12 protein-coding genes are annotated in these 10,878 nt (G+C 67.6%); 4 read left to right on the top strand and 8 right to left on the bottom strand.

Features of this window, described 5'->3' with window-relative positions; genetic code table 11:
• Positions 1-70 precede the first annotated feature (70 nt).
• Complete coding sequence (locus tag OJI97_RS06040; protein ID WP_297662070.1) at positions 71-820, top strand: alpha/beta fold hydrolase; 750 nt, start codon at positions 71-73, stop codon at positions 818-820.
• A 9-nt stretch (positions 821-829) separates the two neighbouring features.
• On the opposite strand, the gene OJI97_RS06045 is transcribed toward OJI97_RS06040, so the two are convergent.
• Entirely contained in the window at positions 830-1,348 is a 519-nt protein-coding gene (locus tag OJI97_RS06045; RefSeq protein WP_297662071.1) for a GNAT family N-acetyltransferase, read from the bottom strand.
• A 259-nt stretch (positions 1,349-1,607) separates the two neighbouring features.
• Between OJI97_RS06045 and OJI97_RS06050 the strand changes: the two genes are divergently transcribed.
• Positions 1,608-2,264: a methyltransferase gene (locus OJI97_RS06050; protein ID WP_297662072.1), complete on the top strand. Its 657-nt coding sequence runs from the start codon at positions 1,608-1,610 to the stop codon at positions 2,262-2,264.
• Positions 2,265-2,274: 10 nt separating this feature from the next.
• Here OJI97_RS06050 and OJI97_RS06055 read toward each other — a convergent pair whose 3' ends face one another.
• Positions 2,275-3,363: a fatty acid desaturase gene (locus OJI97_RS06055; RefSeq protein WP_297662074.1), complete on the bottom strand. Its 1,089-nt coding sequence runs from the start codon at positions 3,361-3,363 to the stop codon at positions 2,275-2,277.
• Between the two features lie 126 nt (positions 3,364-3,489).
• On the opposite strand from OJI97_RS06055, the gene OJI97_RS06060 reads away from it, so the two are divergent.
• Together OJI97_RS06060 and OJI97_RS06065 are read left to right on the top strand one after the other, a co-directional pair.
• Complete coding sequence (locus tag OJI97_RS06060) at positions 3,490-4,656, top strand: N-acetyltransferase (RefSeq protein ID WP_297662076.1); 1,167 nt, start codon at positions 3,490-3,492, stop codon at positions 4,654-4,656.
• A 67-nt stretch (positions 4,657-4,723) separates the two neighbouring features.
• A complete protein-coding gene (locus OJI97_RS06065) occupies positions 4,724-5,650 on the top strand; it encodes a class II glutamine amidotransferase (RefSeq protein ID WP_297662078.1) in 927 nt (308 codons plus the stop codon).
• An 85-nt stretch (positions 5,651-5,735) separates the two neighbouring features.
• On the opposite strand, the gene OJI97_RS06070 is transcribed toward OJI97_RS06065, so the two are convergent.
• The 6 genes from OJI97_RS06070 to OJI97_RS06095 form a co-directional block, all read right to left on the bottom strand.
• Complete coding sequence (locus OJI97_RS06070; RefSeq protein ID WP_297662080.1) at positions 5,736-6,599, bottom strand: class I SAM-dependent methyltransferase; 864 nt, start codon at positions 6,597-6,599, stop codon at positions 5,736-5,738.
• Positions 6,600-6,620: 21 nt separating this feature from the next.
• The gene (locus OJI97_RS06075; RefSeq protein WP_297662082.1) at positions 6,621-7,613 is read right to left on the bottom strand and encodes a cyclic nucleotide-binding domain-containing protein; all 993 of its coding nucleotides are present in this window, start codon (positions 7,611-7,613) and stop codon (positions 6,621-6,623) included.
• Positions 7,610-8,380 (bottom strand): exodeoxyribonuclease III, encoded by a 771-nt coding sequence (xth, locus tag OJI97_RS06080; protein ID WP_297662084.1) that lies wholly within the window; start codon positions 8,378-8,380, stop codon positions 7,610-7,612. Before xth ends, OJI97_RS06075 begins: the two co-directional genes overlap by 4 nt.
• A gap of 334 nt (positions 8,381-8,714) precedes the next feature.
• A complete protein-coding gene (gene erpA, locus OJI97_RS06085; protein ID WP_297662086.1) occupies positions 8,715-9,056 on the bottom strand; it encodes an iron-sulfur cluster insertion protein ErpA in 342 nt (113 codons plus the stop codon).
• Between the two features lie 89 nt (positions 9,057-9,145).
• The gene (locus OJI97_RS06090; RefSeq protein ID WP_297662088.1) at positions 9,146-9,853 is read right to left on the bottom strand and encodes a M23 family metallopeptidase; all 708 of its coding nucleotides are present in this window, start codon (positions 9,851-9,853) and stop codon (positions 9,146-9,148) included.
• 115 nt (positions 9,854-9,968) lie between these two features.
• Positions 9,969-10,760 (bottom strand): ferritin-like domain-containing protein, encoded by a 792-nt coding sequence (locus OJI97_RS06095; RefSeq protein WP_297662090.1) that lies wholly within the window; start codon positions 10,758-10,760, stop codon positions 9,969-9,971.
• Between the last annotated feature and the right edge of the window lie 118 nt (positions 10,761-10,878).

The following is a 10,878-nucleotide window of genomic DNA, read 5'->3' on the forward strand; positions in this document are numbered from 1 at the left end:
AAGAAGAAGAGATGCAAGACAGCGGGATTCCCGCTTTCGCGGGAATGACGAATATGGGATTAGGCCCGCCATGCTTCGCGGTTTCCTCACCAGGCGCGCCGAATGGCCGGCGCGCATCGCCGATCCCGATGCGCCGCCGCCGCTGTCGCTGCTGTGGCGCGAGGCGGCGGCGCTGCTGCGCGCGCTCGGCGGGCGCATCCGGCCGCTGCCGCCCGAGCCCAATCCCGACAGCGCGCATCCGCCGGTGATGGTCCTCCCCGGCTTCCTGTCGGGCGACTGGGCGACCAAGGCGCTGCGCGGCGACCTGCGCCGCGCGGGGTTCCGCTGCTATGCCTGGGGCCTCGGCTTCAACCGCGGCGCGACCCCCGACATCATCGACCGCATCGACACGCGAGTGCAGTGGATCATCGACTGCACCGGCCACGCCCCCGCGCTCGTCGGATGGAGCCTCGGCGGCATCTACGCGCGCGAATATGCCAAGCATCATCCGGGCAAGGTCGCGCGCGTCGTCACGCTAGGCTCGCCCTTTTCGGGGAGCCGCCGCGCCAATCGCGCGTGGCGCCTCTATCACCTGATCGCGCGCCACCCGGTCGACAATCCGCCGATCGACTTCCACCCCGCGCCGCGCCCGGCGATGCCGACTTTCGCGCTCTGGTCGAGCCACGACGGGGTGGTCGCGGTGAACAGCGCGCGCGGGTCCGCTCACGAAAGCGACCGGCGGATCGAGGTCGATTGCGGCCATATGGGCTTCGCCTATGCCCCCACCTCGGTCGCCGCGATCGTCAAGGCGCTGACCGAAGAGGTCGCCCCGCCCGCCTGAGCGCGCCGCTCAGCACACGTCGATGCGATCGAGCGGCGCCGCGCGCCAGCTCAGCAGCATCCGTCCCGGCCGCCGCCCCGCGAGCCCGGTCGAGACGAAGCCGACCCGGCGCAGCAAAGCGCGCGACCGTTCATTCTCCGGGCGGCATTCGGCGACGATCGCGCAGCCTGGCCGCGACGCGGCAAGCGCATCGACGACCGCCCGCACCGCCTCGGTGGCGATGCCGCGGCCGCGCGCGCGGGCGGCGAACCAATAGCCGATCTCATATTCGCGCCCCGCGCGGCGGTGGACGCCGATCACCCCGCTCAGGCCTCCGTCGCGGCCGTCGCGAACCGCATGAAAGACGTCGCCGCCGCCCGACCGTGCGATCAGCGCGCGCGCATCGCTTTCGGTGAAGGGCTCGGGCAGGAAATGAATTTGCGAGGTCACCGATTCGTCGGTGATCGCGGCAAGCGCGCAGGCGTCATCGGCGTGCAGCGGCGCGATGCGGCAATGGTCGGTCGAAAGGGCAAGCAAAGTATCGGTCATGTCGCGTCTTCTTTGAAAAGCGCGCGCCGGGCCCGGGGGGTTGGTGGTGTGATGATGACCATTCGCCTGTCCGAACACGGCGGCGATGGTCACAGGGTGATGCCATGCCGCTCCTAGATAAAGGAGCGCCAATAGGCCTTGAATCGAAGGGATCGGTCGTTGGTCATCGCCGCCGCGCCTATCAGCTTTGCGGGGTGCGATCAACCATCGGCGGGAATCGGGCTGGCAGGCCGGCCCGCGAAGGCGCTAAATCCAGCGCATGGCCCTCTCCGACACCGCCGCCTTCATCCGCGCCAACCTGCCCGTGCTGCCGGTCCCCGGCATCGCCGAAATCCGCCTGCACAAGGCGGTGCCGTCGAGCCGCGTCGGCCGCCTCGCGGCGGACGGCGACGCGCCGCCGCCCTATTGGGCACATCATTGGGCCGGTGGGCTCGCGCTCGCGCGCCATGTCCTCGACCATCCCGAGAGTGTCGCCGGGCGCCGCGTCCTCGACCTTGGCGCCGGATCGGGGCTGGTCGCGATCGCCGCCGCCAAGGCCGGCGCGGCGCAGGTGACCGCCGTCGAGCCCGACCGCCACGCCCTGACCGCGCTCGCGCTCAACGCGGCGCTCAACGATGTCAGGATCGACATTCGGGCGGCGGACGTCGCCGCGCTCGAGGTGCCCGATGTCGACTTGGTGCTGGTCGGCGACCTCTTCTATTCGGATGCGCTGGCGGGTGCCGTCACCGCCTTCCTCGACCACTGTCTCGATCGCGGCATCGACGCGCTCGTCGGCGATCCGTGGCGCCGCCCGCTGCCGCTCGCGCGCCTCGACGAAATCGCCCGCTACGAGGTCGCCGAAACCGGCGGGGCGGCGAAGCCGGGGGGCGTCTTCCGCTTTTGCCGTGCGCGGGACGGGATCACGCCGCGCCCCTGACCGGGCAGGATCAGGCGGCGGCGCCGCGCGCCGAGCCGGCAACGAGGTTCATCACCAGCTTCGGCAGACTGCGGTAATTGGCGCCATGATATTGCGAGTCCGCGGGCAGCGCGTCCTTCAGGCGGCGATGCGCCTCGGGCAGCGCGTGATAGGGCACTCCCGGCAGCAGATGGTGCAGCGCGTGATAGCGCAGCCCCACCGGCGCCCACAGCTCGGGCAGCAGCCCCGGCGGCGGCACGTTGACGCTGTCGAGGAACTGCCCGGTCACGGTCAGCACCGCGCCGTCATTTTCCCACAGATGCGCGACCAGCGTGCGGATCTGGTTGAGCACCAGCGTCGCCGCGGCGATCGCGCCGAAGATGACGAGCGCGCGCAGCGGCACCCAGCCGAAGACGCCCGCGGCCACAAGGAGCGTCGACCAGGCCCAGGCACCGGCTTCCTGCCACGCCCATTGGCGGCGGAACTCGCCCTCGGGCGCTTTGCGGCGGAACATCGGGTTGATGATCATCCCCGAATAGCGCTCGCGCACCACGCGGCGCAGCGGCGGAATCAGGAAGGACAGCGGCGTCAGCACCGCATAGCGGAAGACGAGCGCGAGCGGCGCGAAGGCGGCCGCGACGACGAACAAAGGCACCGTCCACGGCTTCATCAGCGCGAGCGGCAGATATTCGGGATCCTCGACCGTGCCATATTTGGTGCGGTTGTGGTGCAGGCTGTGAATGCCCTCGTACATGAAGGAGGGGATGAGCAGCGGCACGCCGACCAGGATGTTCCACGCGAGGCGGAACCCCGGCAGCGCATTCTTGCGGATATGGGTGAGCTCGTGGATGAAGCTGCCCGCGCGATAGAGCGCGAGCACCGCGACGACGGCGGCGAGCAGCATCCACGGCGTCGACGGCGCAAGGATCGCCGCCGCGACCCCGGCATAGCCGACCAGCGCCGAAGCGAGGAAATCGGTCCAATAGACGCGCGCGCTCGGCACGACGAGATCGCGCGTCAGCTCCGACGCCGCGCGGATCATCGCCATATCGTCGGCGATCGCCGATTTGGGCGCCTTTACCACCGGCGACTCCGACATCCGGTCGACAAGAGTGTTCATCGCTAACATGCCTATAGCTTCACCATGATTTCGTGGCAGCAAAATGGCCGAATGCGGGTCGCCAGCGCCACGGCAATGCCCTAATGCGTCGCCAATCATATAGGATCGCTTCTTCAGGAAACCAGCATGACCGCCCATAACGAAGGCCCGATCACCATCCATCCCGTCCAGGGCAAGGCCGAAAAGCGCGAGTTCGTCGAGCTCGCCTACCGCCTCAATCGCGGCGATCCGGCGTGGGTGCCGCCGCTGAAGGGTGAGGTTTACGGCCTGCTGACCCCCGGCGAGAATCCCTGGTTCGAGCATGGCAAGGCGCAGCTTTTCCTCGCGCGGCGCGGCGGGCGCACGGTGGGGCGGATTTCGGCGCATATCGATTTCCTCGCGCTCGAACAGCCCGCGGCGCAGGGCATGGGGCCGGGCACCGGCAACTGGGGCCTGCTCGAGGCCGAGGACGGCGAAACCGCACACGCGCTGATCGCCGCCGCCGAGGACTGGCTGCGCGGCCAGGGGATGACCCGCGCGCTCGGCCCGCTGTCGATTTCGATCTGGGACGAGCCCGGGCTGCTGATCGAGGGCTTCGACACGCCGCCGACGATCATGCTCGGCCACAATAGCCCGCTCTATCGGGACTGGATCGAGGCCGAGGGTTATCGCCCGGTCAAGACGCTCTACAATTATGGGGTCGAGATCGTCGACGGCTTTCCGCCGATCGTGAACCGCATCGTCGCGGCGGGCGAGAAGAATGCGCGCATCCGTATCCGCCGCGTCGACAAGAGCAAGTTCGACGCCGAGGCCAAGCTGATCATGGGCATATTGAACGACGCCTGGTCGGACAATTGGGGCTTCGTCCCGCTCACCGACGGCGAAATCGCCTATGTCGGCAAGAAGCTGAAGGACATCGTCTTCGAGGATCTGATCCGCGTCGCCGAAGTCGACGGCGAGCCGGTCGCCTTCATGATCGTGCTGCCCAACATCAACGAAAAGCTGATCGACATGGACGGCTCGCTGCTGCCCTTCAATTGGGCGAAGCTGCTGTGGTGGCTGCGCAAGCCGAAAAGCCGCACGCTCCGCGTGCCGCTGATGGGCGTCGTCAAGAAGCTCCAGAACAGCCGCATGGCAAGCACGCTCGCCTTTATGATGATCGAGTTCATCCGCCGCGACGCGGTGCGCGACTACGGCACGCAACATGGCGATATCGGCTGGGTGCTCGACGACAATCAGGGGATGAATGCGGTCGCCGAGGCGATCAACGCGACGGTGAACCGCGTCTACCAGATTTACGACAAGCCGCTCTGATCCACCGCTCGCCTTGACCCCGCAAGCGGTGTAGGCTTCGCGCACAACCAGCGGGCGGGGGCAATCTATGTGCCGGGCGATGATGTATCTGGGCGAGCCGGTGCAGCTCGACGATCTGCTGTTCAAGCCCGATAGCAGCCTCGTCAATCAGGCCTATATGCCGCGGATGCTGCATATGCTGAACCTCGCGGGGTTCGGGATGATGGCGTGGGACAGCGCCAGCTTCGTTCCCGAGCTGCCGCACCGCTATCGCTCGCCCTCGCTTCCCATTTTCGACGGCAATCTGAAATCGCTGGCGATCAAGACGCGCGCCGAATGCGTGATCGCGCACGTCCGCGGCGTCGCCTATTCGACCAGCGTCAAGGTCAGCGAACAGAACACCCACCCCTTTCACTTTCCCGGCGCCGCGGTCGCGATGGCGCATAACGGCGACATCTATCGCATCGGCGAGATGAAGGGGACGCTGATGGCCGACATCGACCCCGAACTGCTCGCGCAGATTTCGGGATCGACCGACAGCGAGTGGGTCTACGCGCTGCTGCTGTCGCAGCTTCCCGACTGGCGGGTCGAGCCGGCGCGCAACGCGCTGATCGCGGCGGTGCAGCGGACGGTTGACCTGATCGAGGCGGCGCGGCGGCATCACGGCATCGCCATCTCGTCGAGCTGCAACCTGTTCGTCACCACGGGGCGGCAGATATTGGGGCTGCGCCATTGCTTCGACTTCGGCCATTACCGCACCGGGTCGCCCGACCAGCTCCACGAAGCGAACATGAATTTCCTGTCGATGTGGTTCACGACCGGGCGCGATTACGGCCTGCACGACGGCGAGTGGCAGATGATCGGCGGCGAGGAGGAACCGCGCGCGGTGATCGTCGCGTCGGAGCCGCTATCGTCGAACAGCGCGACGTGGATGCCGGTGCCCGAATATGCGATGATCCATGCCGAAATGGACGGAAATCGCCCCGCGTTCCGCGTGGTGCCGCTGGCGCGATAGGCTGCGCTAAAGAGCAGCGCGTTAAATCGGCATCACCCCAATCCCGTTCGTGTCGAGCGAAGTCGAGACACCCATCGGCCTTGCGCTACCCCGCCGGATTGCGCGCGGTGACGATCCAGGCAGCGCCGTCGATCATCACCGAGTGGTCGCCCGGTTTCGCCGCGAACGCGCGCCGCACCGCCTCCGCGGCCCGCGCGCGAATCTCATCCGGCTGCTCGGCGAGCAGGCGCGCCAGCGGGCCGACCTGAAAGGCCATGTCCACCGCATTGTCGACCGCTGCCTCGCGCGTCGCGCCATGCCCGAAGGGAACGGGGTGATCGAAAGGCGTAATGGAGATGTCGGCGAATCCCGCATCGGTCAGGATGCGCGCGACGCGGCCCCGATCGCCGAACGAGAAGGGGCCGGGCGCTTCAGGATCGGGCGGCGGCGGCAGGGGAGTGAGGTCCGCGACCGCCGCCATCGGCAGGCGCACCCAGTCATTCTCCGCCCCGCCCCGCCAGCAGACGAACGCCAGCCGTCCCCCGGGCTTCAACGCCCCGCGCATATGCGCGAAAGCCGCCGCCGGATCGTCGAAGAACATCACCCCGAAGCGCGAGAACAGCAGGTCGAACGCCCGTGTGGGCAGCGCCGCGGTGCCCGCATCGGCAAGCTCGAAAGTCAGCGGCGCACCGGCCGGAGCCGCCGCCCGCGCGCGGTCGATCAGCGGCGCCGAAATATCGACGCCTAGCACCTGCCCGCGCGGCCCGACGCGCGCGGCGAGCGCCTGGCTGGTGGCGCCGGCACCGCAGCCGACGTCGAGCACCCGCTCGCCCTCCCCTATCGCTGCCGCTTCAATCGCCGCGTCGCCGAACGCGGCGAGCATCGCATCGAGCCGCGCCTGGTTGGCGACCCATTGCTCTCCGCTGCGGCCGTTCCAGTCGGCAACCTGATAGGCTTTGCTTTCGGTCATCCTCTTCCCTTGCTGCTGCGTTCAGGCCGCCACCGCGTGGCCGCGCCGCATCGCGAGGATGCGCGCCTCGACCTGATCGAGCGCATCGAGCGCGGTGACCAGATCGGCGTTGACCGACGCGCCGAGCTCGCGGCTCAGCGCGTCGCCGGTCTCGATCATCTCGGCAAAGGTCGCGCGATCGAAGGCGAGCAGCGTCGCCTGCTCGCTTGTCCTGAGCAACCGGTCGTGCGTGCTGCCCGCAAGCATCGCGGCGATGCCGACGAGTTGGCCCGGACCGGTTACGGTGAGCTGATAGATGCCGCCGCGATGCGGCAGCGCGCTGCGCACCGCGCCGCGCACGACGAGCCAGACCCGGTCCGCCGCTCCGCCGACGGGCGCGAGGTCGGCGTCGGCCGGTGCCTCGATCCGCTCACCGGCGTTCCAGAAGGCGAGCCGCTGCGCCGGCGTCATCGCCGCGCAGCACGGCAATTTCGCGAGAAAGGCTTCGGGCGTGAAGCCCTCCTCGATCACCGGCGCGAGCCCGCGCTGCGGCCGGGGGGTGAAGGCGTCGGGCTCGGCGACCAGCAGCGCCGCGATATCGGCCGCCTTGGCGACGACGCGCCCGGCGATCAGCCGCCCGAGCTCGGCCTGCAATTGCAGCGACGCGGGACGCAGCCGCGCCAGCGCGGCGCGGAACTGGTCGGCGGGCAGATACCAGGTCGCGACGGGACCGCGCGCGATGCCCATCGCCGACCGCCTCAGATCGCGGCCGATCAGCGCCATGTCGCCGATCACCTCGCCCGGCCCGACCGTCGCCAGCAGGGCCAATCCGCCGCCGGGCAGCCGCTTGCCGATATCGACACGCCCCTGATCAATCAGGAACAGCCCCTCGGCGCGTTCGTTCTGGACGAGGATCGCGGTGCCGTCTGCGAAATGGCGCGGGACGAAGGCGTCGGCGAGCTCGGCGCGTTCGGCTTCACCCAGTCCCGCGAAAAGCGGCGCGTCGGCCAGATGATCGGCCGACAGCAGGCTCATGCAAAGACCGCCCAGGTCGGCGCGTGGTCGCTGGCCTTTTCGCGCCCGCGATGATCCTTGTCGACCCCGGCATCGGTCAGCCGGTCGGCCATCGCCGGGCTGAGCAGCAGATGGTCGATGCGGAAACCATGGTCGCGCTGCCAGCCGCCCGCCTGATAGTCCCAGAAGGTCCAGACGCCTCCCGCCGGGTGGCGGCTGCGGATCGCGTCGGTCCAGCCGTCGCCGAGGATGCGGAAAAAGGCATCGCGCGAATCGGGCTGCATCAGTGCATCGCTCGCCATCGCGCGCGGGTCCCAGACATCGTCGTCGTGCGGGATGACATTATAATCACCGGTCAGGATCGCCGGCACCTCGGCGGCAAGCAGCGCCTTCGCGCGTTCGCGCAGCCGCGCCATCCAGCGCAGCTTGTAATCGAATTTCGGTCCCGGTTGCGGATTGCCGTTGGGCAGGTAGATGCAGCCGACGCGCACGCCGAACACGTCGGCCTCCAGATAGCGCGACTGCTCGTCCTCGGCCTCGCCCGCAAGGCCGCGCTGGATTTCGACCGGCTCGGTCCCCCTGGCGAGGATCGCGACGCCGTTGAAGCCCTTTTGCCCGTGATAGAGAAAGCCGTAGCCCGCCGCCTCGATCTCCTTCGTCGGCATCGTCTCGTCGCTCGACTTGAGCTCCTGCAGGCAGGCGACGTCGGGCTGCGTTTCCTCGAGCCATTCGACAAGGCGCGGCAGGCGGGCCTTGATCCCGTTGATGTTGAAGGTCGCGACTTTCATGCGCCCGCTATGACAGGAAGACAGGGCCGATCCCAGCCCCTTCGTCACCCTGAACTTGTTGCAGCATCAATGCGTCAGCGCTCGTCCGGCAGGGTGGCGCCTATTTGTTTCACGCGAAGACGCGAAGACGCGAAGAGATCGTGCTGGCCGCGAAGCGGCTTTTTTCTTTCGATGTCACGACATTCCGCACCATTAAAAGACGATGGGGCCTGTCGGCCCAAGCTTTCTTCTTCGCGGCTTCGCGTCTTCGCGTGAAACCAACTGGCGCTGCGCCTGATGAAAGGACGGATGGATGCCGAAACGGGTCCGGTATGACGAAATCATAAGGGACGGCTCAAATCGAGAAGCTCGATCCGCATCCGCAACCCGAAGCCGCGTTGGGATTTTCGACCTTGAACGACGATCCGCCGAGCGAATCGACGAAATCGACGACGCAGCCGCGCACCAGATCGATGCTTACGGAATCGACGACCAGTTTCACCCCGTCGGTTTCGGTGACGACGTCATCGGCGTCGATGCTCTCGGCGAGGCCAAAGCGATAGGTGAAGCCCGAACAGCCGCCGCCGTCGACCGCGAGGCGCAGCGCCGCCTCGGCATCGCCCTTGCGGGTCGCGATCCAGCGGACGCGCGCCGCGGCGGCGGGGGACAGGCTAATGTCGGAAATCTGCGTGGCCATGGCGGCAAGATAGGAGGCGTGCGCTCAAATGAAAAGGGCGCCCCGGCCGTTTACCGTGGGGCGCCCCTCCTCTCCGACCCAGAGAAGCCTTATTCGGGACCGCCCATTGCGAGCTTCTTGTTACCCGTCATCGCCGCGATCGTCATCGAATCCGATGCGCAGAAGGGCAGCGGATTGACCGGCGACCCTTCGATGCGGACTTCATAATGAAGGTGATTGCCGGTCGAGCGGCCGGTCGAGCCGACATAGCCGATCACGTCGCCCTTCTTCACCTGCTGACCCGAGCGGACGATGTAGGACGACATATGGCCGTAGCGCGTCTCGATCTGGTTGCCATGCTCGATCTCGACATAATTGCCATAGCCGCCGAGCCGCTGGGCGCGGCCGACGATGCCGTCGGCGGTCGCGTAAATGGGGGTGCCATAGGGCGCCGGAATATCGACGCCGTTGTGACGCGCGAGCTTGCCGGTGATCGGATGAACGCGCATCCCATAGGAAGAGGAGAGCGACATCTGCTCGATCGGGCGGCGCGAGGGCACCGAAACGCCGATGTTCGCCGCCAGGCCGGTGTCGAGGCGCTTCCACGCCTGGAAGATCGCGCGCGCTTCCCGATCCTCGGTCTGCGCGACCAGACTCGCGGGGAAATTGTCCTGATCGGGTTCGTCGGGAACGGCGATGCCGGCATCGGCACCGGCGGCGTCCGCCGCGTACGCCGCCGGAGCGGCAAGACCCGTCAGCGCGCCGGCGCAGACAATGAGGCCAAGATGAAACTTTTGCGCCAGAGAAGCGTATCGCACGTATCGACCCCGCAGTCCTTGTCGCCAGTGCCCTTTCTTAAGGGCCGCTGGTGCCGGATGTTATGTTCGGATGGGAACTTGTCCCTGCCCGCGAGTGTTGATGACGGCCCAAGCCTTACCAAGCAATAACGGCGTAATAGTCTTGCGTTAAACCGGCTTCGCCGCGCGCCGAGTCGTTGAACGGCGGCTTAACGGAGCCCCGAAATCGCGATTTTACGAGGCTTTGCCACGTTTCGACGGCGTTGAATCCCATTTCGTCGCACTTTTGGTTAAACCAGGCTGTGCCGGCGCGCACATGCCGGACTTCATCCTTGTAAATACGCGATAAAATCTTCGCCGATGGCGCGTCTCCGGCAGCGCGGAAGCGTTCGACGGTCGCGGGCGTGACGTCGAGCCCGCGCGCTTCGAGCACCATCGGGACGATCGCGAGCCGCGCCAGCGCATCGTCGCGCGTCGCCTCCGCGGCTTCCCACAAACCGGCGTGAGCGGGGAGTTCGCCATAGAAGCTGCCAAGCTGGCGCAATCGCCGGTCGAGCAAGGCAAAATGCATCGCCTCGTCGGCGGCGACGCCGATCCAGTCATCGACGAAGTCGCGCGGGAATGCGCCGCCGAAGCGCCCGACGAGATCGACCGCGAGGTCGATCGCGACGAACTCGATATGCGCGAGCGCGTGGAGCATCGCGATCCGCCCGCGATCCGACCCGCCCTTGCGGCGGCGCGGCATCCGGTTAGGCGGCAGCAATTCGGGCTTTTCGGGCCACGCCGGACGATCGGGCATCGGGGTATCGCAGCGATGCGCGAGCTCACCGCGCCGCCACGCCCGCGCCAGCGCGCGCGCCGCACGGCGCTTGTCGTGCGGGTCCGGCGTCAGCAGCACCGCGCGCGCGGCTTCGCCCAAGGTGGTCATCATGTTGCCATTCCTCCATCCGTCACCCCGGACTTGTTCCGGGGGCCCGCGTTTCGGGCGTTGGGTTGGGGGAACCCGGGTCCAGTGCGGGGGGGCGAAGAATCCTCTAGCGCCGTCG

It is taken from the genome of Sphingopyxis sp., from assembly GCF_025869345.1.
Taxonomy (GTDB): Bacteria; Pseudomonadota; Alphaproteobacteria; order Sphingomonadales; family Sphingomonadaceae; genus Sphingopyxis.